The following is a 26,524-nucleotide window of genomic DNA, read 5'->3' as shown; positions in this document are numbered from 1 at the left end:
CAGAGGATGTGCTAAAGATGACAGTATTGCCAATTTATCATCACGGATTGAACGCAAGCCGGCTTATTTTTGGATGTATGGGGCTTGGCGGAGGCTGGAGCCGGGATCCCATTCTAACCGAACATGTAAAACAGGCGCATGAAGCGGTGGAAACGGCTTTGGCCAGCGGAATCCATATGTTCGATCATGCGGATATTTACGCGTTCGGAAAAGCCGAGACCGTCTTTGGTCAGGTGTTGCAGGAAAAACCGGAGTTAAGAGAAAAAATGATCATTCAGTCCAAATTAGGGATTCGCTTTCCGGATGAAGCGGGCGGCATTCCGGCGCGTTATGATTTTTCCAAGGCCTACATTTTGGAGAGTGTGGACGGGATTCTTTCCAGACTGGGGATTGACTACCTGGATATTCTGCTCTTGCATCGACCGGACGCGCTCATGGACGCGCGGGAAGTAGGGGAGGCCTTTCATCAGCTCAAAGCGTCGGGAAAAGTCCGCTATTTTGGCGTTTCCAATATGAGCGCCGGGCAAATTCGTTTATTGCAAGCCCATTGCAGTGAAAAACTGGTGGTCAACCAATTGGAATTGAGCTTGCACAAAATCGGTTGGCTTGAAACCGGCATCCATGTGAATCAAGACGCGGCGAAGGGCAATATTTTTCCCGAGGGCACGCTCGAATACTGCCAGTTGGAAAACATTCAGCTTCAAGCTTGGGGGTCATTGGCCAAAGGCTTATACTCAGGAGCCAGCCTGGAGAATGAAGACGAAAATGTAAAGAAAACGGCTTTGCTGGTGAAACGGCTGGCGGAAGAGAAGCAAACTTCGCCGGAAGCGATCGTGCTTGCATGGCTGATGAAACACCCCGCCGCCATCCAACCGGTCATCGGGACAACCAACCCCTCCCGAATTCGGGCGTGTGCGGAAGCCGAAAACATCGTATTAAGCCGTGATGAATGGTACACCTTATACGTTAGTTCTCGAGGTGTAGGCTTGCCTTGACTTGAAATAACAAATCAAAAACGATAAACGCTTGGGCCTACCCGGCCCAAGCGTTTTGTTTTGTTGCATCGTTTGTTCTTGTTTTCTTACTTCCCCTTCACAAACTCCGCCGATTTAATGCCGGCTTGGCGGCCAAAAATGATGATCTCGGCCACGGAGTTGCCGCCGATCCGGTTTTGGCCGTGCAGGCCGCCGGTCACTTCGCCCGCGGCGAAAAGGCCCGGGATCGCTTTGCCTTCTTTATTCAATACTTCCGTATTCGTGTTGATTTTCACGCCGCCCATCGTGTAGTGAATGCCGGGAGCGATTTTGATGGCGTAGTATGGTGCGCCGGACAAATCATTGTCCATCCCGGTCGTTCTGCCGAATTCGGCATCCTTTTTATTCTTCACGGCGCTGTTCCAGGTATCCAGCGTTTTTTGCAGCTGATCGGCCGGAACATTCATGGCTTTGGCCAGGGCTTCCACGGTATCTCCCTGGATAACAAAGCCCATTTTTTCGTACTGTGCGATCGCTTTGGCGCGGGATTTAACGCCGGAATCGAAGACAAGATAAGCTGATTTTTCAGTAAGCCCGTTGATGGCGGCGGTCACTTTATCGCGGGTATCCAGTTCGTTGGTGAACCGTTTGCCTTCGCTGGAGACGAGGATCGCGCCTTCCCCGCGAACCGCTTCCCCGATCAGATAGGATTTTTCCTGTTGTACCGTCGGGTGAACCTGGATTTGATCCATATCGACCGTGGTTCCGCCCAATTTTTCAATCATTTGAATGCCGTCCCCGGTGCTGCCGATTTGGTTCGTCGTTACATATCCTTTCAAATCGGGTCTGACTTTGGAGATCATGTCCATGTTGGCGCCGAATCCGCCGGTAGTCACCACTACGGCTTTTGCGGTAATGGTTTTCTCGTCCGCTTGGTTAAAAAGAACTTTGACGCCGTTCACCTTTCCGTCCTGCTGGGTAATCTCCTTGACATCGGCGTTCACAAAGAGCGGAATGCCTTGCTCTTGCACATTTTTCACCAAACCGCTGACGAGGTATTGGCCTACCGCGGAGCCGTCTTCCGGACGGTGCGTGCGTTTTTCGTTCATGCCGCCCGTAATCGTAAGATTGTTCAAGCGGATTCCGATAGAGTCCAGCCAATCGATCGCTTCCGCGGAATGATCCACGAAGAAGCGGAGCATTTCTTTGTCGTTGGTGCCGTGGCCGCCTTTTAAAGTTTCCTCGTAAAACAGATCATTGCTGTCCTCAATGCCCTGCTCTTTTTGGAACTTGGTTTGCGATGCGTTCATGCCTGACGAGGATTTCGTTGTATTCCCGCCGGCTACCGGCATTTTTTCAAAGATCACCGGGTTCATGCCGCTGGCTTTAGCCTCCAGCGCGGCCGACATTCCGGCTCCGCCCGCCCCGACGATGATGATATCGTAGCTGTCCTTCAGTTGGTCGAATGGGGTGTAGCTTTTCTCGGATGCGCCCGAAACGGCTTCCGCCTTCTGCGTTTCCTGTGCGGTGGCTTCCTTTTGCGCGCCACCTTGGTTTTGGCTCTCCTTTTGATTCTGGTTTCCGCCGCCGCAACCCGCGATCACGAGCATAAGCGAGAGGATGAGGATGAGCGATGCTGATGCTTTCCTTTTCATGTTGAACCCTCCACTTTAATATCTCTAGTTATTTAGGCTACCCGGGAGCATCCGGCTCTCCGAATTCACCGTTTTCACTATACCACTGGTTTATCTTATTTATTGTGAAGTATTTCACAACCGTTGTGAAGTTTGTCTGTGCAAGAAAAAAGCAAGACCGCGCCAAGCGTAGGGCCTGGCGAGTCTTGCTTTTTAAGTAATAAGCCCCGCTTCTGTTACCGACGGGCCTAGCTTTCTTCAAACTCCCGATCGACCGCCGCCAAAGCAGCTCCGATGATTTGATGCATATCATAGTACTTGTACGTGGCTAACCGTCCGCCGAAAATGACATTCCGTTCCTCCTCGGCTAGCGCTTTGTATTGTTGGTAGATTTCATTGTTCTTCTCGTTGTTGATCGGATAATACGGCTCATCACCGGGCTTCCACTCCGTCGGATATTCCTCCGTAATGACCGTTCTATCCTGCGTGCCGAATTCAAAATGCTTGTGCTCGATAATGCGGGTGCAAGGCGTTTCCCGGTCCGTATAGTTAACCACGGCATTTCCCTGGAAGTTGGCTGTATCCAGCACTTTCGTTTCAAACTGCAAGCTTCGATATTCGAGTACACCGTATCGGTGGTTGTAGTACTGGTCAATCATACCGGTATAAACGACTTTTCTGGCCCGCTGTTCAAGCTCGCTTCTGACGGCAAAAAAATCGACATTCAGCTCGATGTCCGCTCCCGCAAGCATCTTCTCGATGATGGCCCGATAACCGCCGACCGGAATGCCTTGATAGCGGTCGTTAAAGTAGTTATTGTCATACGTGAACCGGACGGGCAGACGCTTGATGATAAACGCGGGCAGTTCTTTTGCGGATCTTCCCCATTGTTTTTCCGTGTAACCCTTAATGAGTTTCTCGTAAATATCGGTTCCGACCAAAGAAATCGCTTGTTCCTCCAAATTTTGGGGCTCCGTAATCCCAGCCGCTTTTCGCTGCTCATCAATTTTTCGCTGGGCTTCCTCCGGAGTAGCTGTTCCCCACAGTTTGTTGAAGGTATTCATATTAAAGGGAAGATTATAGATTTCCCCTTTGTAATTGGCGATCGGAGAATTGGTATAACGGTTGAATTCCGCGAAGCGATTCACATAATCCCAAATGGTTTTGCTGTTCGTATGAAAAATATGGGCTCCATATTTGTGAACCTGAATCCCCTCGATTTCCTCCGTATAGACATTTCCGCCGATATGGTCTCTTTTATCGATGACCAGGCAGGTTTTGCCTCTCAATCCCGCTTCATAAGCAAATACGGCGCCGAACAAGCCTGCACCGACAATTAAGTAATCGTACATGGTGGGAAACTCCTTATTTTTCGTGATTGTCTGTGCCGGCATCCAGAAACACATTCACATCTTAGCATAAAACGAACGCGATCAACTACAAACCACCCCAACCTTCCAATATGTTATACTAAACCATACCATCCGGTTCGCAGGTTCGGAGGGTATGGAATCAGGGGGTTCAACCAGCATGAATACAGAGGCACTGGAATATTTCATTAAAGTCTATGAGAAGAAGAGCGTTACCGCGGCCGCGAAGGACCTGTACATAACACCGCAGGGAATCAGCAAAACGATCCGGCAATTGGAGCTGGAACTGGAAGCTGAATTGTTTTACAGAGGCCCTCGGGGGATGGAGGCCACCCAGGCGGGCGAATTGCTGCATGCCCGGGCCAAGCATATCCATTACCTGATTGAAGATATCAAAAAAGAAATCAGCATTATCAGCGGCCGCAAAGGTTTGTTGAACGTTCTGATCACCTACTCGATCACCTCCGTGCTCCCGGTCGACCTATTGTATCGATTCTCGAAAGACCATCCGGATATCCAGATTAAACTGAAGGAATACCCGGATGATTATCCGATCTCCAAAATGTTCGAGGAGGAAGTGGATGTCGGCCTGGTCATCGGGACAGCGGAAGTGGAGGAATGTGAGTTCGAGCGGCTCGCCGGCGGCGAAGTGGTTGTCGTCGTCTCCAAAGAACACCCGCTCGCCCGGCAGAATGAGATCTCGATCCTCGAGCTGGCTAACGAAGAATTAGTTACGAAATCAGCGGGTCAGGGGAAAGAAAGCGGGTTTATCGAAAAATGCCTGGAATATGGATTTACGCCTAAGGTCGTCCATGAATTCGGCAATTTGATTTCCGCCCACCGGCTGTGCGAACAATACGGAGCTGTGGCGGTTTCCATCGATTTTGTTGAGGAATCGCTTCGGAATGACAACTTAAAATGGATCAGGCTGAAGGAAAAGATCCCGCAGGATATCTATCTGGTCTACAGAAAAAGAGGGGTCCAATCCAAGGCGGTCGCGTTGTTTCAAAACTATGTGAAAGAGAAATGTAAGTCGTTTTGATGGGCCGGAGGGGGCCATCAAAACGGCTTTTTTGCATACTAAACTAAAAGTTACCTCCCCCTAACGATTGGTTGATAGTTATTTCAAAAGTTATACGGTACCCTTAATTTGCAGTCATGAAAGCACATACAACGGGAACGATCGAACATGATTGTGCCGGGAAATGTGCGTCTTACATAGGAGGGGGAACAAAGTGAGTAAGTCTGGTAGAAACAAAAAATCATTCGGGGTATGGGCGGTTGTCTTTTTGGCGCTGCTGATCGGTACTGTTGTAACCGTTTCAATGGTACCGATCGCGGAAACGCTGAAAATTCTGCTCGTAGCGGTCACCATTCTTGCGGTGCTCATCGCCGCATTCGGTTTTGTTTGGGCAAGAAGAAATCAGGCCGAGAAAAAAGGCTGGCGGAGGTTTTGGCTGGCGTGTCTCAGTTTGGGGCTCGTTATCGTCATTGCCCTTAACGTAGGCATCGGTCACTATCAGGTCGTCATTAACCAGTATTTGACCAAAGTCAAGATCGATGAAGATAAGAAAGCCAAAGTAACGGCGGAATCGAAAGCTGTTGTCGAACAAATCGAGGATGAAGGGATCGTCCTGCTGGAAAATAAGGGGAATGTCCTTCCACTCGACCAGAATAACGCCAGTGAGAAAAATGTAAACGTTTTTGGCCAGGCGTCCGTCCGAATGGTATACGGAGGAAGCGGATCCGGCTCGGGTGATGAAAGCGCGAATGTCAGCATCCAGCAGGGATTGGAGAACGCGGGCTTTAAAATCAACAGTGAATTGACGGACTTCTATAACACGCATGCGCCGGAGAAGAAGAAACAGGACAACTTTAATCTGGATGGCGGCGACTACACCTTAAGTGAGCCGGCCACCGGCGAGTTTAGCGAGGATTTGCTGAAGAAGGCGGAGGAATTCTCCGATGTGGCGCTGATTGTATTGTCCCGTTCCGGCGGAGAAGGCGGCGACCTTCCGTTTGAAACCTCGGAGTACGGCGGCTCGAAGGATCGTCACTATCTGAAGCTGTCGGAAGCGGAAGAGAAAATGATCGATATGGTCACGTCCCGCAACTTCAAGAAGGTGGTTGTGGTCATCAACTCCAGCAATGCGATGGAACTGGGCTTCCTGGAGAAAGAAGGCATTGATGCGGCGATCCTGATCGGCGGTCCCGGCGCAACGGGGAATAACAGTGTGGGCCGCATCCTGGCGGGCGTGGTGAATCCGTCCGGCCGTTTGGTAGACACCTATGCTTATGATGTCACCACCTCCCCGGCGTTTTTTAATGCGGGTAATTTCAGATATTCCAATACCAAGCACAAAGCGGTCGACAAGTTCGGCAAGGAGAGCGAAAAGTACCACGCTTTTCTCAACTATGCCGAAGGAATTTACGTAGGTTACCGCTACTATGAGACACGGTACGTCGACAACAAGACGGGTCAGGTGGATGAAGCCGCCTACCAAAAAGCCGTGCAGTATCCGTTCGGTTACGGTTTAAGCTATTCGAACTTTAAACAGGAAATTACGAACTATCAAACTTCGGCGGATACGATCTCCGTTGAAGTAAAAGTAACGAACACCGGCGACAAAGCCGGCAAAGACGTGGTTCAGCTGTATTACACGCCGCCTTATTACGAGGGCGAGATTGAAAAGTCCCATGTGGTGCTGGGCGCGTTCGATAAGACGGAAGTTCTTGAACCGGGCGCTTCCGAGACGATCAAGCTCGACATTCCGGTGGAGGAGATGGCTTCCTACGATGACCGGAAAGAGAAGGCGTACGTCCTCGAGGCCGGCGTATACGGTATCAAACTGATGAGCAACGCGCATGACGTCATCGATACCCGAACGTACGAAGTGAAGGACAAGATCGTTTACAACCAGGATAACAAGCGCGCTACGGATCAAACGGTAGCCACGAATGTGTTTGACGAAGCCAGAGGCGACTTGACCTACGTGTCCCGGGCGGATTGGGAAGGCACGCTGCCTAAAGAACGGACCGCGGACAAGGAAGCTTCTCCGGAGCTGATCCAGGCATTGGAGAACAAGCAGCCTGTCGACAATCCGGAAGATCAGGATATTGTGTTTGCCGACCATGGACTGAAGCTGAAAGATGTAGCGGGGCTGGATTATAACGATCCGAAATGGGCCCAGTTGCTGGAGCAGCTCTCCATTGATGAAATGGCCCAATTGATCGGCTTTGGCGGATATGCGACACAGGCCATCGAGTCGATCAAGAAACCGGCGACCACGGATCTGGACGGTCCGGCGGGCGTCAACGCGCTCTTGACCGGGATCAACGGCGTACAGTTTATGAGCGAGGTGGTCCTTGCCTCGACATGGAACGTGGACCTTGCGCACAAAATGGGCGAGTACATGGCGAACGAAGCGATTGTTTACGGGGTAAGCGGATTGTACGCACCGGCCATGAACATTCACCGGACGCCGTTCTCGGGCCGAAACTTTGAGTATTATTCGGAAGACGCTCTGCTTTCGGGCAAAATGGGGGCTGCCGCCGTACAGGGGGCCTTCACCAAAGGTGTATATTCCTATATCAAACACTATGCCTTGAACGACCAAGAGACCAACCGGGATGGGGTTGCAGTCTGGTCGAATGAACAAGCCATCCGCGAACTGTATTTGAAGCCTTTTGAAATTTCCGTCAAGGAAGGGAAGTCCACCGCGGTCATGTCGTCCTTTAACCGACTCGGAACGACTTGGGCGGGCGCGCACTATGGACTGCTCACAACCGTACTGCGCGATGAATGGGGCTTTAAAGGCATGGTCATCACGGACTGGGATCTGTTCCCGCATATGGATACGGACCGGGCGATTCGGGCGGGGAACGATCTGATGCTGACGACGATCGGGGAAAAACCAACGAAATTGAGCACGGAGACCAATACCGGTAAACAGGCGATGAGAAAAGCGAGCCATAACATTCTGTATACCGTGGCGAACAGCAACGCCTTCGAAATGAATGTAACGCCTTATCCGTTCTGGGTATTGGGACTCGGACTCGTGAACCTCGTTCTCTTGGCTCTGCTGACCTTCGGATTCTTTAAAGTGACGCATAGAAGAAGCAAGGCAAAGAAGGAAGTAACCGAGACGCAAGCGTTGTAAGAGCGGGAAAATAAATAGAAAATGCTTTGGCGGTAGCCTGTGAGGCTACCGCTCAAAAGCAAGATGGGGTATCGGGAGATGAAACACAAATACTTGATAGAGCAAATGACCTTGGAGGAGAAGGCTTCTCTCATGTCGGGCAAGGATTTCTGGCAGTCCCAGGATATTCCGCGGCTCGGCATCAACAGCATGTTTCTGGCTGACGGGCCGCACGGCATCCGCAAGCAAGCGGCCGCGGCGGATCACCTCGGCCTGAATCCCAGCATTCCGGCCACCTGTTTTCCAACGGCGGCGGCCGTTGCGAACAGTTGGAATGTGGAGCTCGGAAAGAAGATCGGCGATTATCTGGGCAAGGAGGCGGTCGCCCAGAAAGTAAACGTCCTGCTCGGCCCGGGCGTCAACATGAAGCGGGATCCCTTGTGCGGCAGAAACTTCGAATACTTCAGCGAGGATCCGTATCATGCCGGCAAAATGGCCGCGGCCTATATCCAAGGCATTCAAGCGCACGGCATTTCCGCTTGTGTGAAACATTTTGCCGTGAACAACCAGGAAGAGCGGCGGATGTCCATCGATACGATCGTGGATGAACGAACACTGAGGGAAATTTACTTGACCGCATTTGAAATCGCCGTGAAGGAAGGCGGGACCCAAACGGTCATGTCCTCCTACAATATGTTAAACGGCGAATATACGAACGAGCATCTTCATTTGATGCGTGAAATCCTGCGCGAGGAATGGAATTTCGACGGCGTGGTCGTGACGGACTGGGGCGGAAGCAATGACCGGGTGGCCGGCCTGCTCGCCGGCAATGAACTGGAAATGCCGACGACCGGAGGAGAGACCAACGAAGAGATCATTCAAGCGATCAAGAGCGGAAAAATCAAGGAAGAGGTCTTGGACGAATGCGTGGATCGGCTGCTGGACCTGATTTTTAAGACCGAAGAGGTATACAAAGGGGCCGGGCCGAGGGGAATTGATGTCGACCGGCATCATCGGGCGGCTCAGGAAGCGGCCGAAGAATCGATCGTGCTGCTGAAAAACGAGGATGGCCTCCTGCCGCTGAACCCGGGCGTAAAAGCGGCGATTATCGGGGAATTTGCCCAAGAAGCCAGATATCAGGGCGCCGGCTCCTCGATCGTTAATCCGACCCGGTTGGACCGTACGCTGGACTGCTTGCAGGAATGCGGCATCGTCAGCCTGGGGTATGAACCCGGTTTTGAACGGTACGGGAAAAAGAACCGGAAAAAGCTCGAAAGAGCATGCGCCCTGGCGGAGAAGGCGGAGGTGGTTCTGCTCTACCTCGGTCTGGATGAAGCGACGGAAGCGGAAGGTTTGGACCGACAAAACATGAAGATTCCGGACAATCAGATCGAGCTTTTGCACGCCTTGCACCAAGTCAACCCGAACATTGTGGTGGTGCTGTCCTGCGGGGCCGCGGTTGAAATGCCCTGGATCGGCAAAGTGAAAGGATTGGTTCATGCCTATCTTAGCGGTCAAGCCGGGGCCAAAGCGATTCTGCGTGTTTTGACGGGCGAAGTGAATCCTTCCGGGAAGCTGGCGGAGACCTATCCGCTCCGGTATGAAGATACGCCGGCCTGCCACCAATTTCCGGGCAGAGAGGTCAGCGTGGAGTATAGAGAAGGTCTGTACATTGGCTATCGTTATTACGATACGGCGAATGTAGAGGTTCTTTTTCCGTTTGGATACGGACTAAGTTATACCACCTATGAGTACTCCGATCTCCGGGTAGACCGGGATGGCGTTACCTTCAACATCACGAACACCGGAAACCGGGCGGGGATGGAGGTTGCCCAGCTATATGCCGGGTGCAGCGGCGGTAAGGTATTCCGGCCGCGGAAAGAGCTGAAGGGATTCATTAAGGTATTCTTGAACGCGGGCGAGACGCGGACCGTAAAGATTCCTTTCGACGACAAAACGTTCCGTTATTTCAATATAAACACCAACCGGTGGGAAGTGGAGGAAGCGGACTATCAAATCATGGTGGGCGCATCCAGCGCGGATATCCGCCTTGCGGCATCCCTTTTTGTGGAGGGGACCGGGGCGCCGGTGCCATACGATAAGAACGAACTGCCTTCCTACTATACCGGCCGGGCCGACAAGGTCGGCAAACAAGAGTTTGAGACGCTGCTCGGGCGCAAGGTGCCGGTATCGACCTGGGATCGGAAGAAACCGCTGGGCTACAACGACACCATCGCCCAGTGCCAATATGCCAAAGGCTGGGCCGCACGGCTGGCTTACCGGCTTATGATATTCGCCTATGGGTTTCTTCGGAAAATCGGCAAGCGGAGCACGGCCAATATCATTATGATGTCCGTCTACCATATGCCGTTTCGGGGAGTCGCCAGAATGACCGGCGGCGTCGTGAACCTACCGATGCTCGACGGGATTCTGATGATGGTCAACGGTCGTTTCTTTAAAGGCCTGCGCCATTTCTTAAAGGAAAGAAGCAAGATGCTGAAAGCTGCGAAACAGAAAGAACAGCGTGTTTCGGCAGCGAAGGAGAGATAGGATGAACAACCCAAAATCGACATCGGGCCCGCTCGGCTTCTGGGCGAGGTACAAAGAAAAGCACCCCAATACGGCTCAATTTCTGGTATTCTTTATGTTGAGCAACGGAATTACCGTCTTGCAGCTCGTACTTATGCCGGTGTTCAAAAGCCTGTTTGCCGGGACTGCCCTGATCCATTCGAATTTTCAAGTGCTGCAGTTCGGCCATAACTTCGACGGAAGTCCTTATTATGTGTTCGATTATGCCGCAGGCTCGCTTTCTTCCGGCGGCGGGGGCGGTCTGGCCTATTTCCTGGCCGTGCAGATCACGATCGCGATCGCGCAGATTCTTAATTTCTTCGCGCAAAGAAGCATCACGTTCAAGTCGAACAGCAACATCTGGAAGGCGGCCTTCTGGTATGTCGTCGCCTATATCGTGATTACGATCGGCGCAGCCGCCGCGCAAGGATTTTATAAAGCGCCGATTTACAACTTGTTTATGAACACATGGGGGATGGGCTCCGTGGGCGAAACGACCGCGGACGTGATCACGATGATCATCAATAGCGCTATTTCCTTCTGGGTATTTTTCCCGATTTTCAAAATTATTTTCAAACAAGAATCCGAAAAGTAGAACAGGTAGTGTGAATATGAAACTATTATCTATTGTTATCCCTTGCTATAATTCGCAGGATTATATGAGATACTGCATCGAATCCCTGCTTCCCGGCGGGGACAGTGTCGAGTTGATTGTCGTGAACGACGGCTCCCGTGATCAGACCGCCGACATCGCCAATGAGTACGCGGAGCGATATCCCACGATCGTGAAGGCGGTCCATCAGGAAAACGGCGGTCATGGAGCCGCCGTGAATGCGGGAATTCGGCATGCGTCCGGATTGTATTTTAAGGTCGTTGACAGTGATGATTGGGTCGATATTCGCGCGTATCTGAAAATAGTAAAAGCCTTATCCGATCTGGCGAGCCAACATAAAACGGTGGATATGCTGATCAGCAATTTTGTGTACGAAAAAGAAGGCGCGAAGTACAGAAAGATCATGAAATACAACGATGTTCTGCCGGAAGGGAAGGTTTTCACCTGGGATGAAGTCAAGCCTTTCCGGAAAGGCCAGTACATTTTGATGCATTCCGTGATCTACCGGACCCAGTTGTTGCGGGATTGCGGTCTGGAGCTGCCGAAGCATACTTTTTACGTCGATAATTTGTTTGTGTATACGCCGCTTGAGCATGTGAAGACGATGTACTATCTCAATGTGGATTTCTACCGGTACTATATCGGCCGGGAAGACCAGTCCGTGCAGGAAAGCATCATGATTAAGAGAATCGATCAGCAGTTGAAGGTGAACAAGCTGATGATCGAGCAGGTGGATCTCGAGCAGGTCGAGAACGAAAACCTGCGCCGCTATATGCTCAAGCATTTGGAGATAGTAACGGTCGTCTCGGCCATTCTGTTGATCCGTTCGGGCACCGTTGAAAATTTGCAGAAGCGAAAAGAGCTGTGGAAGTATATCAAGGAAAAGGATGTAAGACTCTACCGTCATCTGAAGTATGGCATTATGGGCGGATTGATCAGTTTGCCGGGACGTGCCGGCCGCAGTATTTCTGTCGGTGCTTACAAATTATCGCAAAGATTGGTAGGGTTCAATTAACCCTTGGGGAAGCAGGAGCCGAATGAGGTTTCCTGCTTCTTTATATTAGAATGTCCCCGGAATCTATAGTAGAATGTTTTATACGCGGTCATCCTTGAACTTACCGCCTAGACCATAAAAGAGGAATAGAGATGAAGTATAAAGAACTCATTGCGAGCATGACCTTGGAAGAGAAGGCATCCTTAATGTCGGGGAAGGATTTCTGGCAATCCCAGGATATCGAGCGTCTGGGCATCCCCAGCATGTTTCTTGCCGATGGACCGCATGGAATCCGAAAACAAGCTGTGGCAGCGGATAAATTGGGGCTCAATGCCGGTGTGCCCGCGACCTGCTTCCCTACGGCGGCCACGGTGGCCAATAGCTGGAATCCGGAGCTCGGGGAAAAGGTCGGGGAGTATCTTGGAGAAGAAGCTATTACCCAGAAGGTAAATGTTCTGCTCGGACCCGGGGTGAATATGAAGCGGAATCCGCTGTGCGGCAGAAACTTCGAGTATTTCAGCGAAGATCCTTATCTGGCGGGAAAAATGGCGGCCAGCTATATCAGGGGCATTCAGTCGCAGGGCATTTCCGCTTGCGTGAAGCACTTTGCCGTAAATAACCAGGAGCAAAGACGGATGTCGATCGACGCGATCGTCGATGAGCGGACGCTGCGGGAAATCTACCTGACGGCGTTCGAAATCGCCGTGAAAGAGGGCAAGACCAAGTCGATCATGTCTTCCTATAACAAGCTGAACGGTACGTACACCAACGAAAGCCTGCATTTGATGCGAGATATTTTGCGCGGTGAGTGGGGGTATCAGGGGACGGTCATCACGGATTGGGGCGGGAGCAACGATCGGGTGGCCGGGCTGCTGGCCGGCAACGAACTGGAAATGCCGACGACGGGGGGAGAGACGAATCGGGACATCGTCCTTGCCGTCCGCGGCGGTGAACTTTCGGAAGAAGTGCTGGATGCGTGTGTGGACCGACTGCTTGAGCTTATTTTTACGACGGAGGAAGTTTATCGCAGACCTCATATCGACTTCAATGTGGAGCATCATCACCGCGTATCCCAGAAGGTGGCGGAAGAGTCGATCGTACTGCTTAAAAACGAAGACGGCATTCTCCCGCTCAAATTCGGCAAAAAGGTGGCGGTGATCGGGGAGTTTGCCCAGCATGCCAGATACCAGGGGGCGGGTTCCTCCATCGTGAATCCCACAATTCTTGATCATACGATGGACTGTTTTGAGGAATCGGGCATTATCAGCATCGGTTATGAGCAAGGATTCGAACGTTACGGAAAGAAAAATCCGAAGGAAATCGAAAAAGCCTGCGCCCTGGCCGCGAAGGCGGACGTCGTTCTGCTGTATATCGGTTTGGATGAAGTGACGGAAGCCGACGGGTTGGACCGGCAAAATATGAGGATCCCGGACAACCAGATCGATTTGCTGGACGCCCTGCATCGGGTGAACCCCAATATTGTGGCGATCCTGTCCTGCGGCTCCGCCGTCGAGATGCCCTGGATCGGCAAAGTGAAAGGATTACTGCATGGGTATTTGGGTGGACAAGCCGGGGCCCGGGCCATTCTGCGGGTTCTCTCGGGCGACGTGAATCCCTCGGGGAAATTGGCGGAAACGTACCCGCTCCGTTACGAAGATACGCCATCGGCCCCTTATTTCCCCGGCAATGAAATTACCGCGGAATACAGGGAAAGCATCTTCATCGGCTACCGGTATTTCGATACGGCGAAGGTGGACGTGCTTTTTCCGTTCGGTTACGGACTCAGCTACACCACTTTCGAATATTCGGATATCCGGGTGAGCCGGACGGGCGTCACCTTTAAACTAACCAATTCGGGGGCCACGGCCGGCATGGAGGTGGCTCAACTTTATGTCGGCTGCAACTCGCGGGAGATCTTTAGACCCGCCAAAGAATTGAAGGGATTTGCCAAAGTGTTTATCAACGCCGGAGAATCCAAGACGGTCACGATCCCTTTCGATGATAAAACCTTCCGGTATTTCAACGTAAAGACCGATTCCTGGGAGGTCGAAGAGGCGGAATATCGCATGATGATCGGAGCCTCCAGCGCGGATATCCGGTTGGAGGATACGCTTTTTGTGGAAGGAACGGGAGCGCCTTTGCCCTATGACAAGGACAAGCTGCCTTCCTATTACTCAGGGAATGTGCGGCATGTCGGCGCCTTGGAATTCGAAAAGCTGATCGGCCGGCCCGTTCCGGTGGCCGACTGGGACCGGTCCCGACCGCTCGGCTACAACGACACGATCGAGCAGTGCCAATACGCCAAGGGGGCGATCGCCAGACTGGCTTACCATGGCATCGTGTTTGCCTACTGGTTTTTGCGAAAGATCGGCAAGCGGAGTACGGCGAACCTGATCATGATGTCCATCTATCATCTTCCGTTCCGCGGTATTGCCCGAATGACGGGCGGTGCCGTGAACATGCCGATGGTGGACGGCATTCTGATGATGGTCAACGGCCGCTTCTTCCAAGGCTTGCGCCACTTTTTGAGACAGAGGCGGTTAAAACTGAGGGCGGAGAGGGCTTAACGGGGGTCCCTGAACCCCTCTCGCACACTGGCTGGAACATTGGCGGCGGGTCGTGCCGGAGTTGATATATGTATATAGCGGGCTTTCGGGAGGTTGTTTCGGTAGAGAATTTCGTCGAAGTAACGGACTGAAAGTCCGTTTTTATGCTGCCGGCTCCGGGAAGAGGCCGGGCGAGCCGTGAGGATCGGGCGAGGATAGCGCTTGCTGCTGCCCGGTGGGGAGAACAAGTGAGAGCCTGGGGGCGGTGCGGGGATCAAGGTAACCGGGGGAGTGCCGAGCCGATAGTTGGGGGATAAAGGCAGCCGGGGCGATGTTGAGCCGACAGTGGGAACGGCACCGGTTTCGGCCCGGCCGAAGCTTTCTCACTCTAACGGAAGCCATAGCCGCTATTTCGTCCATTTAGGGCGACTTGGGATTCTAACGGACGCAGCAACCGCTATTTTGGTAAAATGAGGTCATTCGGCGGGAAAGTAGACAAATAGGCGCTATTAGTTCCGTTAGGATTCCGAAAGTACGGATTTCCACGGAATAGCGTCTATGATGTCCGTTAGAGCTAAAGTGCTCGCGTGGAGTTCGTCCGGCCCTAGGCCAAGGCCCCGGCGTGTTCCCGGTCTGGCCCGGTCCGCCCCCCGGTCGAAGTTTTCGCTGCCGGCAACTTTGGTAACATTCTGAGGGGTGCTAGGGGATCACCGGCCGACCCGGGAACTTACTTGGTCCCGGGAGGTCGGCATCAGCAAGGGGGGGGATCAGCCTTTCTCAATCAGTTCCAGTTTCTCAAGAATTCGAATCGTCGTCATGGCCGACATGCGGACAGACAGTTCGACGCTGGACTTGGAAATGCCTTCGGCCTCGAGAGCTTCCCGGTTTGCCGCCGTTACTTCATTGATGACTTCATCCACAAGTTTATGTACAATCGCTTTATCCATGATTACACCTCCTTTCTAAGGATATCTTCCTAGACTAATTTCGACAAAAAAGGGTCGTTTCCTTCTGTTGGCCCTAAGTAGTAAGCTTATATATAACGAATGAAAAAACCAACACTGCGCCGAACTCGATGCCGGATAGGCTGAGATCGAATAGGGCGATTTGAATCCGAGGGATGAATTTGTGAAGAAATTTATTACCATGATCTTGGGCCTAATGTTGCTGTCGAACCTTTTAGTATTGGATTCATCGGCAGACGCACTTCCATCAAAATCAGGGGTTCATCTGAAAGTAGACAAGTTCGTCATTCTTTACACCAAACCGTCAGGTCCATTTGTCGATAAAAATCATCGTCTTCTTATTCCGCTCAGGGCGTATGAAGATCTGTTCGGAGGAAAGGTGACTTATCAGACCTCAACGAAAACAGCAAGTTTAGAGTGGTTAGATCAAAAATTTCAGTTTACAGTGGGGTCGGAAGAGGCAAAGGTAAATAACGAAGAACTGTTGATGGACACGGTTCCTGTGCTGAAAGAGGGAGCTATGTTTTTGCCGATTCGCCTATTTTTAGATCAAACAGATATGAAGTATCATTGGGACAAAAAGCTGGAGCTCTTGGTGATTGATGACGAACGGGTCATTGTCGGAGAACCTTTTAAAAGTTTTGAGGGGAACGACTTATACAGCGATAATCCTGATGGTAGGTTTCGTATAAATAATTTCACGATTTCTCAGAAAAAGAATAAAACTTTTCAACTTACCATCAACGCTATTACAGAGCATTCGGCCTACGACTTACGATTCGGAATCGTTGGGATTTATGATAAAATAATCAAAAATTGTTCTTTCCCGGCGCTCGTCCGCAAGTGGGATTTGGGTTTATTGTCCAACCATGTTATTATGAAATTGACCTAACTGAACCTAACAAATGATGACTTTAAATCTATTAAAGCAAGAAGCAATTAAATCTGTACTCAAGTAGGTAGATATGATGAAAAAAGTAACGATCCAGGAAATCGCGGATTTCACCGGGGTTTCCAAGTTTGCGGTATCTCGGGCGCTCTCGGGAAAACCGGGGGTTAGCGCGCAGACGAGAGAGATGATCCTGAAGGCGGCGGGTCAGCTCGGCTACTTCAAAGACGGGGGCAAATCAGGCTCTTCCGCCTGGAATCAAGCCCCGGACGTTGAAGGGGAAGCCCGGCCCGGCGCAATTCTGGTGCTTTTTCCGAATGTGCGCTATCAAAATACCGACTCCCTGTACTGGGGGCCGGTATTTAACGGGATCTCCGCCCGCCTGAACCAGAAGGGGGTGGATATACTCACGCTGACGGAGCCCTCGGACGATTCGATGTTTTCGCTGCTCAATCCCAAAGCGATCGGCGGCATCCTTACGGTCGGCTCCGTGTCCACGCAGATTCTGCTCGAGATCCGGAGGCTCGAAATTCCCGTCGTCATGGTGGATCACCAGGATCCGGCGTTTCAATGCGACTCGGTGTTTACGGACAATGTGTCCGCGATGCGGGAAATGATGATCAAGCTCATCAGCAAAGGGTACAGGAATTTTCAGTTTGTCGGACAAATCGGGGACGCCCCCAGCTATTACGAGCGCTGGCTGGGATTTCGTTCCGTGCTGGAGGATTACAAGCTGGAGCATCGGCAAATTCCCGAATTGACCGGACCGGAGATCGCTCAAATTCACGATGCGGTGCCCCGGGTGATAGCAAAGCATCGGTTGCCGGAGATATTCGTTTGCGCCAACGATACGACGGCGCAGTTCGTTATGGAGGCACTGCAGAGGCAGGGAATCGAGGTTCCCCGGGACGTGCAGCTTACGGGCTTTGACAACACCGACGCCTCGCTGCCTCTCCTCGCCACGGTCGATGTGGACAAGGAGATGTTGGGCGCGAGGGCGGTCGACAAGCTGATCTGGCGAATGGCCAACCCGCATTCCAACGCGGAGAAGCTGCTGATTCAGGCAGAGATTATCCTCAAGGAGAAAACGCAAAAAGAACCGGAAATTTAGAGACAGGCTGTTAGGATAGGAGTCCCTGGCAATGTGCGCATTGCCGGGGCTTTTTTTATTTCGGCCAGTACAAGTTAGCATAAATATGTAAGCGTTAGCATAATTTTATTGACGTGGTTTGTAGGTAGAGGTATATTATTTGCAAACGCAGCTAACAAGGAGTGATGATTTCATTCAAATTGTTATCATAGTTTTCTGTACTATTAGCAAATTTGAGAAAAACAAACAGCGGCGAAAACTTGAAAATCCTGATGCAAGACAAGCGGGGTTACACGCAAGACAAGGCTTGAGGTAAGGCAAGACAAGGTCTATAGAACAATGGGGAGGTTTCATCCATGAGAAAAATGAAAGGGCTTTCTTTGATTTTGTTCTGTTTGATTTTTGTGCTTTCCGCCTGTGGCGGCGGTAACAAAGCGGCTGAAAACTCACCGGCGCCGACCCCGGAACCGGGGAACACGGCTCCGCAAAATACGGCCGAACCCGAACCTACCGGGGAACCCGCCGTCGACTTGGGCGGCCGCGTGATCAAGGTAGCGGCCTGGTGGGATCTGAAACCCGCCGGGACAACCGCCGGGGAGAAGGCTCGCCTCGAGAAAATCGCCGAGGTTGAGAAGAAATACAACTGTAAAATTGAATTCGTCAACGTTCCTTTCCAGGAGTATATGAATAAATTTACGACGAGCGTTCTGGCCGGCGAACCGTTCGCCGATATCGTCCAAATGGAATATAAGTCGGCGCTCCCCGCTATTATGAAGGGCCAGCTGCTTCCGCTCAGCGAGTTCACGACCGACAAGAACAATATCAACAGCAAAGGCGACTTGATGGTCAAATCCCCTGCCCTGGGGGGCGGGGAGTACGCTTTCGACAATCCGGTTACCGCCGCGCTGGGCATCCACTACAACCGCGATATTTTCAAGAAGCTCGGGCTTCCGGATCTGCAAGAGCTTTACAATAAGGGAGAATGGAACTGGGACAAATTTCTGGAGGTCGCCAAACAAGGCACAAAGGATACCGATAATGACGGGAAAACGGATGTGTGGGGCTACTCCGGCTGGGCCATCGATGCGGTGAAGCACTTTACGGCCGCGAATGGCGGCAAAATCGTCGATGACGAGAACGGCAAGGAAATGCTGTCCGATTCGCGAACGATCGAGGCGGCGGAATTTGTGAACCGCTTGTACAACGTGGATAAGGTTGTCCGGGTGAAATCCGGCAACAAAACAAACTGGGAGGAAACGAACACCTTCCTGGACGGCAATGTGGCGATGTTCATCGCGGCGGAATGGCAGCTGAAGGACTTGACCTTCGAGGTCGGCGTGGTGCCGGTTCCGAACGGACCGCAAGGCTCGCCGAAGCAAACGTATGCGAATACGGCGGCGTCCGCCAAATTCATTCCGAAAGGTGTGAAAGATCCGGGCATCGTGTACCAAATCTATGAAGAAACTTTCGATATCCCTCCTACCGAGGAATATCCCGGCCAGGATTATATGGAGAGCATTTACGCCAATCAGGAAGACATTGATATGATCCGCGAACATATTTCGGGGACCGGGGTTATCACCGTCGATGAAGCGTATCCGAATTATCCTACGGGAGCTTTTGTCGAGGATATTATCGTGAAGAACCAATCCGTGACCGCCACGGCGGAAAAATACAAACAGCAGGCGCAATCCGCCGTCGATAAGCTGGGCAAGTAAGGATGGAACCGCATGCCTGAATAGAAGGGGAGGATGGGGACGTGTACTGGCTGCCGCGTCCCTTTCCTGTTCCACACCCGGGTGCGAGGAGGATGGACATTGAGAGGGATACGAATGCTGAGCAAGAAACCGGGCTGGCTGCTGATGGCGGCTGCTGCGATTTTGCTGTTCGTTTGGCTCGCGGGAGGATTTGCCGGGAGCGGCGGTTCAGCGAGCACCGGCAAGAGCGCAACCCGGCTTCCGGAGATCAAACTGGTGACCGGCGTGAAAGGGAATTCGTCCAGCCGTGCCTATGACGATTATTTGACCGGGCACCAAGACGCCGTCCGCCCTGATAAGGAAATCGTGATTTCCGCCGCGGATTATGTCCGCGCCGAGAACGCGGAGGCGCGAAAGCTCCGAGACTACGAGGGGCAGAAGGGCCTTTCCGTTTACACCGGAGAAAAGGGAGAAATGGAATGGAAGGTCCACGTAGAGGAAGCGGGCCTGTACAATTTGTCGTTGCTTTACTATCCGGTGGAAGGCAAGAGCTCCGCGATCGAGCGGTCTTTGAAGATCGATGGCCGCCTCCCGTTTGAAGAGGCGGGATACTTGCAGTTTGACCGGATCTGGGACAACGCGAAGCCGGAAATCGAGCGGGATAATCAGGGCAATGAACTGAGGCCGAAGCAGGTCGAACGGCCGACCTGGCGGGAGGCGGTGCTCAAGGATTCCGACGGGTACGTGACCGAGCCGTTCCGGTTTTATTTTGACAAGGGTGAACATACGCTGACGCTGGCCGCTTCCCGGGAACCGATGGTAATCCACCACTTGAAGCTGTTTCAGCAGCCGGAGGCGCTGCCGTACGAACAGGTGAAGGCCGGGTACGAAGCGGAGGGTGTCCGGGAGACCGCCGGGCAATTGCTCGTCGTCCAGGCGGAGCAAGCGATTGCCAAATCGTCGCCGACGCTGTATCCGCTCAGCGAGCGGTCGAGCCCGGGCGTCACCCCGTACAGCGCCTCCCAAGTTAGGATCAACACGATCGGAGGCTATAATTGGCGGCTGCCGGGGCAATGGATCGAATGGGAGATCGAGGCCCCCGAAACCGGACTGTATCAGATCGGTTTTCGAACCAAACAAAACTTCGTGCGCGGGATCTATGCAACCCGCAGGCTAACGATTGACGGACAAGTGCCGTTCGCGGAAATGAACCGGGCCGCTTTTCGTTATGAGAGCGGTTACAGAGTGGGTGCGATGGGCGGAGACGATCCGTACCTGTTCAAACTCGACAAAGGCAAGCATGTGCTGCGGCTGGAGGCCAGTCTCGGCGAGTTCGCTCCGCTGCTGCGGCAGGTGGAGGCGAGCTTGCTCAACCTGAACGCCATGTACCGCAAAGTGCTGATGATCACCGGCACCAAGCCGGATGAGTTCCGGGATTACCGCGTCGAACAGCGGATACCCGAGCTGCTGGAGGTCTTCCGGGCGGAAAGCGAACGCCTCCGCGCGGTCAGCGCGCGGCTGGTGGAGCTGTCCGGGCAGTCCGGCGATCAGGAGGCGCTGCTCAATACGATGGCGCTTCAGTTGGAGGAAATGGTGGAGGAGCCCGAGACGATCCCGCGCCGGCTGGAGACGTACAAGACGAATACAGGCGGGCTCGGCACCTGGCTGCAGCAGGCCAGGGAGCAGCCGCTGATGATCGATGAGATTTACGTCGCCTCTCCCGACAAGAAGCTGCCGGACGGCGGACTCGGCGCGGGGGACAAAATCGTCCACGAGCTGTCGACATTCGCGTCATCGTTCTTCATCGACTACAACCGGATCGGGAACGTGGCCGACGAGAAAGACCAGCGGACCGTGACGGTATGGATCGGCAGCGGCCGGGACCAGGCAAACGCGATCAAAGCGATGATCGACGAAACCTTTACGCCGCAGACGGGCATTAACGTCAATCTGAAGCTGGTCAATATGGGGACAATCCTGCCCGCCACGTTGGCCGGGCAAGGTCCGGACGTGGCGATGCAGATCGGCAACGACCTGCCGGTGAATTTCGCCATGCGGAGCGCGGCCGCGGACCTGACGCAGTTTGGCGACTATGAGAAGGTCGCCGCAAGGTTCCGGGACAGCGCGATGGTGCCTTACAGATATCGCGGCGGGGTCTATGCGCTGCCGGAAACGCAGACGTTCAACATGCTCTTCTACCGTAAGGATGTACTGGCCGAGCTGGGGCTGAAAGTCCCCGAAACCTGGGATGATGTCGCTACCTTGCTGGCCGTACTGAACAAGAACCATATGGGCTTCGGCCTCCCGGTCGTAGTCCAGGCGCCGAACCAGTGGACGACGCTGCCGCCGAACTCGATGTATGCCACCCTGCTGATGCAGAACGGCGGGCAGTTTTACCGCGACGCGGACACGGAATCGGATCTCGATTCCAAGACGGGGATCGAGTCGTTCAAGCAGTGGACGGAATACTACACGGACTACAAGCTGGAGCGGGAGTACGATTTTGCCAACCGTTTCCGGACGGGTCAAATGCCGATCGGCATTACCGACTACACCGCCTATAACCAGCTGTCCGTTTTTGCTCCGGAAATCCGCGGGCTGTGGGGCTTCGCCCCGGTGCCCGGCACCAAACGCGAAGACGGAAGCATCGATCGCACCGTTCCCGCGGGCGGGAGCGGCGTGCTGATGCTGAAGAGCGCGGCGGATAAGGAAGCGGCCTGGGAATTTTTGAAGTGGTGGACGAGTGATGAGACGCAAACGGGCTACGGCCGTGAAATGGAAGGCCTAATGGGGGCGGCCGCCCGTTATCCGACCGCCAATATCAAGGCCTTGCAGCAGCTGCCTTGGCCGGTGGAGGATTTCGAAAGCCTGGAGGAACAGTTCCGCTGGGTCGAAGGTATCCCCGAGGTTCCCGGCGGCTATGCCACGGGAAGACATCTGTTCAACGCTTTTTACCGGTCGGTTATCGGCGGTATCGAACCGCGGGAAGCGATCATGGACTCGGTACAGTACATCCACGATGAAATCCGCAACAAGCAGGAAGAATTCGGCGGGCTGCGGGAGTAGGGAGGAATCGACATGCACAATACGCGGTGGGCCCTGAAGTGGCGGGAGATGAAGGCCAGCAGGCATTCCTACATTCTGCTGGCCCCTTATATGATTTTGTTCATGCTGTTTACGGTGCTGCCGGTCCTCATCTCCATCGTGCTCAGTTTTACCTATTTCAACATGCTGGAGTTTCCCCGGTTCGTCGGGTGGGACAATTATACCCGGTTGTTCCTGGAGGACGATATTTTTCTGACCGCGATGAAAAACACGCTGCTGTTTGCGGCGGTCACCGGACCGGTCAGCTACTTGGCCTGCTTTATCTTTGCCTGGATCATCAACGAGCTGAGCCCGAAGATGCGGGCGTTTATGACGCTGGTCTTTTACGCGCCTTCGATCTCCGGGAACGTGTATTTTATTTGGCTGATTATTTTCTCGGGGGACCGGTACGGCATCGTCAACGGGTTTCTGATCAAGCTCGGTCTGATCCTGGAGCCGATTCAATGGCTCAAGACGGAAAGCTACATTATGCCGATCATCATCCTCGTTCAGCTCTGGCTTAGCCTCGGGACCGGGTTCCTGGCGTTTATCGCCGGGCTTCAGACGGTCGACAAAACGCTGTACGAGGCCGGCGCCGTCGACGGCATCCGCAACCGCTGGCAGGAGCTGTGGTTCATCACGCTGCCGTCCATGCGGCCGCAGCTGATGTTCGGCGCGGTCATCCAGTTGACCACTTCGTTTGCCGTCGCCGACGTGTCGATTGCGCTGGCCGGATTCCCGAGCGTCAATTACGCGGCCGAAACGATCGTCACCCACTTGATCGACTACGGGACGACCCGGTTTGAAATGGGCTTTGCCTCGGCGATCGCGACCGTCCTGTTCGTCCTTATGGTCGGAACGAACCTGATCGTCCAGAAACTTTTGCACAAGGTGGGTGAGTAACGTGAAGGCTCAAACAACCAGTGTACCCGGCACCGGATTGGGAAGCGGGGGGCGCCCCGTGAAGCTCAAGCTGAAGCTGCGCGCCAGAAAAAAACGGGTGAACCGTTCGTTTGCCGGCACTTTTTTCCTGTTCCTGATGCTGGCGGTGTTCGGCGCGTTTATGGCGCTTCCGCTCGTCTACGCGATCAACAACGCGTTCAAACCGCTGGATGAAATCTTTCTGTTTCCGCCGACGCTGTTTGTCCGCAATCCGACGTGGAACAATTTCCTCGATCTTATGAATCTGCTGGGCCAGTCGTGGGTCCCGTTCTCCCGTTATATTTTCAATACGGTGTTTATTACGGGGATAGGGATCGTCGGCCATGTCATTCTGGCCTCGGCGGCGGCTTACCCGCTGGCGAAGCACAAGTTCCCGGGCAAGTCGCTGCTGTTCACGACCGTGGTGCTGTCGCTCATGTTCACGCCGGTCGTGACGCAGACGCCGAACTATATGATTCTGTCCTGGCTGGGCATGATCGACACGTATGGAGCGGTCATTATCCCGGCATTCGCCTACTCGCTCGGGCTTTATCTGATGAAGCAGTTCATGGAGCAGATTCCGGACGCCCTGCTGGAAGCGGCGAAGATCGACGGGGCCAGCGAGTACCGCATCTTCTGGTCGATCGTGATGCCGAACGTCAAGCCGGCCTGGCTGACGCTGATCATTCTGCTCTTCCAGATGCTGTGGGGCAGCGATGGGAACGGATTTATCTACAGCGAGCAGCTTAAAACGCTCCACTATGCGGCGAATCAGATCATTCTGGGCGGGATTGCCCGGGCTGGGGCCGGGGCGGCGGTGGCCCTCATTCTGATGAGCGTTCCGATCACGTTGTTCTTGTTCTCGCAAAGCCGGATTATCGAAACCATGGCCACTTCGGGCATGAAAGATTAGGAGGGAGCCCATGACAGCCAAAAAATGGATCATCTCCGCGCTCATCGCGGCGCTCCTGCTTCCTTCCGGCGAAATATACGGATCGCCGGAGCCGGCTTCCGGCTTCGCTCCCCCTGCGGCCCCGGTGTCCGAACCGGCCCCCGCGCCGTACGAAAGCTACAACTACAATTACTGGGAGGAAGCGACGCCGATGCCGGCCGCCTACCTGCCGGGCCGTTCGATCACCGGCAAGGAGCTGGGGGTCGGGGATTTTGCGGAGCCGGCGGATATGCATATTTCGGAGTCGGGCGCGCTGTATGTGCTGGATACCGGCAACCAGCGGATCGTGCGGATCGGCAAGAACCTGACGGAGGCCCGGGTGATCTCCTCCTTCGACAACGAGGGCAAGCAGGACGGATTCGCCAATCCGTCCGGGATTTTCACGGACGCCGAGGAACGGATCTATGTGGCGGATACGGATCACCAGCGCGTCGTGGTGTTGAGCCCCGAAGGAAGTCTGGTCCGCATCATTCAGAATCCGCAGTCGGAGGTGCTGCCGCAAGGGTTCCAATTCGCGCCGCTCAAAGTGACGGTCGATGAAGCGGGACGGGTCTTTGTGGTTGCCCGCGGAGTTTATGAGGGCATTATGCAATTCGACGAACAAGGGGATTTTATCGGGTACATCGGTACAATCAAGGTCAAACGCGACTATATCGACTATTTCTGGCGGCTCGTTTCCACAAAAGCGCAGCGGGCCCAGATGGCGCTGTTTATCCCGACCGAATTTTCCAATCTCGATATCGATCACAAAGGCTTTGTTTACGCGACCAATATCGACGTCGGATCGACAGAGCCGATCAAGCGGCTGAATCCGTCCGGCGAGGATGTGCTCAAGCGGTTCGGCTACTACGACGTGGCCGGAGATATTTACTACCGCAAGACGACCGGCCCTTCCAAATTCGTGGATATCAAAGTGCTGGGCGACGGAATGTACAGTGCGCTGGATTCCACGAAAGGGAGGGTGTTTACCTATGACGAAAACGGCAATCTGCTCTACATCTACGGAGGACGCGGCAATCAGCTCGGCCTGTTCAAGACGCCGGTCGCCGTCGAGCGGATGGGGGAGCGCCAGTTTGTCCTGGATCGGGGCAAAGGCAGTATCGTCGTGTTCGAGCCGACGGAGTTCGGCCTGAACGTCAACGCCGCGGTCCGTCTGCATTACCGGGGAGAGGACGCCGAGGCGGAATCCTACTGGAACCGGGTGCTCGAATTGAACGGCAATTATGACATCGCGTATATCGGAATCGGCAAGGCCCGGCTGATGCGCAAACAAAACAAGGAAGCGCTCGAGTATTTCAAACTCGGGATGGACCGCAAAAATTATTCGGTCGCCTATAAAAGGTACCGCAGAGAGGTCATGAAGGAGCATTTCGGCACGGTGATGTCGGTGCTGCTGGCGGCCGCGCTGGCCTTTGCCGCATACAGGATCGCGAGACACTGGAAGCAAAGGAGGAAAAGAGGCCATGAAGCAGGAGTATCTTAAATTTCCGCTCCACGTGATCGTGCATCCGTTCGATGGATTTTGGGATATGAAATATGAGAAAAAAGGCAGGCTCCGCGTCGCCCTGGTCATTCTGGCGCTGTTGATTCTGGCGATGATCTTGCAGAAGCAGTTTGCCGATTTTCTCGTTAATTTCAACGATCCCCGGCGGATGAACAGCCTCAGCGAGATCGCCTTCGTTCTGTTCCCGTTTTTCTTGTGGTGCACCGCCAACTGGTCGGTGACGACGCTCATGGGCGGGGAGGGCAAGTTCAGGGATATCGTGATGGCGACTGCATATGCGCTCGTGCCGATGGTGCTGATCTATCCGCCGATGACGCTCGCGAGCCGGTTTATGGTCCAGGAGGAGACGGCCTTCTTCTATCTGCTGAATACGGTGGCCGTCCTTTGGTTCATCGGGCTGCTGTTTGTCGGGATCATGACCGTGCATCAGTACACCCCGTCCAAAACGGTGTTTACGATAATCCTGACAGTCATTGTCATGGGGATTATCGTCTTTCTGGGGACGCTTATCTTCAGCATGCTGCAGCAAATCTATGAATTCTTCGCAAACATCTACCGAGAGCTCATATTTAGGGTGTAGGGGG

The 26,524-nt window shown here is 53.5% G+C and carries 18 protein-coding genes; 15 read left to right on the top strand and 3 right to left on the bottom strand.

Features of this window, described 5'->3' with window-relative positions:
* Positions 1-17: 17 nt before the first annotated feature.
* A complete protein-coding gene (locus V4U84_RS21735) occupies positions 18-995 on the top strand; it encodes an aldo/keto reductase (protein ID WP_334077960.1) in 978 nt (325 codons plus the stop codon).
* Positions 996-1,081: 86 nt separating this feature from the next.
* Here the strand turns inward: V4U84_RS21735 and V4U84_RS21730 are convergent, their stop codons facing one another.
* Positions 1,082-2,629, bottom strand: a complete 1,548-nt coding sequence (locus tag V4U84_RS21730) for a flavocytochrome c (RefSeq protein ID WP_334075061.1) — start codon at positions 2,627-2,629, stop codon at positions 1,082-1,084.
* A gap of 227 nt (positions 2,630-2,856) precedes the next feature.
* Entirely contained in the window at positions 2,857-3,960 is a 1,104-nt protein-coding gene (gene glf, locus V4U84_RS21725) for a UDP-galactopyranose mutase (protein WP_334075062.1), read from the bottom strand.
* A gap of 178 nt (positions 3,961-4,138) precedes the next feature.
* Here glf and V4U84_RS21720 point away from each other — a divergent pair, with 178 nt between their 5' ends.
* From V4U84_RS21720 to V4U84_RS21695, 6 genes are all read left to right on the top strand, one after another.
* Positions 4,139-5,020 carry a LysR family transcriptional regulator gene (locus V4U84_RS21720; protein WP_334075063.1) on the top strand — a complete coding sequence of 294 codons (882 nt, stop codon included), beginning with the start codon at positions 4,139-4,141 and terminating at the stop codon, positions 5,018-5,020.
* A 193-nt stretch (positions 5,021-5,213) separates the two neighbouring features.
* The gene (locus tag V4U84_RS21715) at positions 5,214-8,138 is read left to right on the top strand and encodes a glycoside hydrolase family 3 protein (protein ID WP_334077959.1); all 2,925 of its coding nucleotides are present in this window, start codon (positions 5,214-5,216) and stop codon (positions 8,136-8,138) included.
* A 78-nt stretch (positions 8,139-8,216) separates the two neighbouring features.
* Positions 8,217-10,667, top strand: coding sequence for a beta-glucosidase family protein (locus V4U84_RS21710; protein ID WP_334075065.1), 2,451 nt, complete (start codon positions 8,217-8,219; stop codon positions 10,665-10,667).
* A gap of 1 nt (position 10,668) precedes the next feature.
* Complete coding sequence (locus tag V4U84_RS21705) at positions 10,669-11,280, top strand: hypothetical protein (protein WP_334075066.1); 612 nt, start codon at positions 10,669-10,671, stop codon at positions 11,278-11,280.
* 16 nt (positions 11,281-11,296) lie between these two features.
* On the top strand, positions 11,297-12,313 hold the full coding sequence (locus tag V4U84_RS21700) for a glycosyltransferase family 2 protein (protein WP_334075067.1): 1,017 nt from the start codon (positions 11,297-11,299) through the stop codon (positions 12,311-12,313).
* Between the two features lie 131 nt (positions 12,314-12,444).
* Positions 12,445-14,859, top strand: a complete 2,415-nt coding sequence (locus tag V4U84_RS21695; RefSeq protein WP_334075068.1) for a glycoside hydrolase family 3 C-terminal domain-containing protein — start codon at positions 12,445-12,447, stop codon at positions 14,857-14,859.
* 746 nt (positions 14,860-15,605) lie between these two features.
* On the opposite strand, the gene V4U84_RS21690 is transcribed toward V4U84_RS21695, so the two are convergent.
* Complete coding sequence (locus V4U84_RS21690; protein WP_334075069.1) at positions 15,606-15,785, bottom strand: hypothetical protein; 180 nt, start codon at positions 15,783-15,785, stop codon at positions 15,606-15,608.
* A 181-nt stretch (positions 15,786-15,966) separates the two neighbouring features.
* Here V4U84_RS21690 and V4U84_RS21685 point away from each other — a divergent pair, with 181 nt between their 5' ends.
* The 8 genes from V4U84_RS21685 (at position 15,967) to V4U84_RS21650 (ending at position 26,520) form a co-directional block, all read left to right on the top strand.
* Positions 15,967-16,695, top strand: coding sequence for a copper amine oxidase N-terminal domain-containing protein (locus V4U84_RS21685; RefSeq protein WP_334077958.1), 729 nt, complete (start codon positions 15,967-15,969; stop codon positions 16,693-16,695).
* Positions 16,696-16,768: 73 nt separating this feature from the next.
* Positions 16,769-17,803 carry a LacI family DNA-binding transcriptional regulator gene (locus tag V4U84_RS21680; RefSeq protein WP_334075071.1) on the top strand — a complete coding sequence of 345 codons (1,035 nt, stop codon included), beginning with the start codon at positions 16,769-16,771 and terminating at the stop codon, positions 17,801-17,803.
* A gap of 335 nt (positions 17,804-18,138) precedes the next feature.
* Complete coding sequence (locus V4U84_RS21675) at positions 18,139-19,500, top strand: ABC transporter substrate-binding protein (protein WP_334075072.1); 1,362 nt, start codon at positions 18,139-18,141, stop codon at positions 19,498-19,500.
* A 114-nt stretch (positions 19,501-19,614) separates the two neighbouring features.
* Complete coding sequence (locus V4U84_RS21670; protein WP_334077973.1) at positions 19,615-22,545, top strand: extracellular solute-binding protein; 2,931 nt, start codon at positions 19,615-19,617, stop codon at positions 22,543-22,545.
* 12 nt (positions 22,546-22,557) lie between these two features.
* Positions 22,558-23,466 (top strand): carbohydrate ABC transporter permease, encoded by a 909-nt coding sequence (locus V4U84_RS21665; protein WP_334077957.1) that lies wholly within the window; start codon positions 22,558-22,560, stop codon positions 23,464-23,466.
* A gap of 58 nt (positions 23,467-23,524) precedes the next feature.
* A complete protein-coding gene (locus tag V4U84_RS21660) occupies positions 23,525-24,397 on the top strand; it encodes a carbohydrate ABC transporter permease (RefSeq protein ID WP_334077972.1) in 873 nt (290 codons plus the stop codon).
* 10 nt (positions 24,398-24,407) lie between these two features.
* The gene (locus V4U84_RS21655) at positions 24,408-25,919 is read left to right on the top strand and encodes an NHL repeat-containing protein (RefSeq protein ID WP_334077956.1); all 1,512 of its coding nucleotides are present in this window, start codon (positions 24,408-24,410) and stop codon (positions 25,917-25,919) included.
* Positions 25,900-26,520: a Yip1 family protein gene (locus tag V4U84_RS21650; RefSeq protein ID WP_334077955.1), complete on the top strand. Its 621-nt coding sequence runs from the start codon at positions 25,900-25,902 to the stop codon at positions 26,518-26,520. The genes V4U84_RS21655 and V4U84_RS21650 overlap by 20 nt, the downstream gene beginning before the upstream one ends.
* Positions 26,521-26,524 lie beyond the last annotated feature (4 nt).

It is taken from the genome of Paenibacillus sanfengchensis, assembly GCF_036864765.1.
In the GTDB taxonomy this organism is placed as follows: domain Bacteria; phylum Bacillota; class Bacilli; order Paenibacillales; family Paenibacillaceae; genus Fontibacillus; species Fontibacillus sanfengchensis.
The sequence above is the reverse complement of the archived record's forward strand: the minus strand, read 5'-3'. Positions and strand labels throughout refer to the sequence as shown.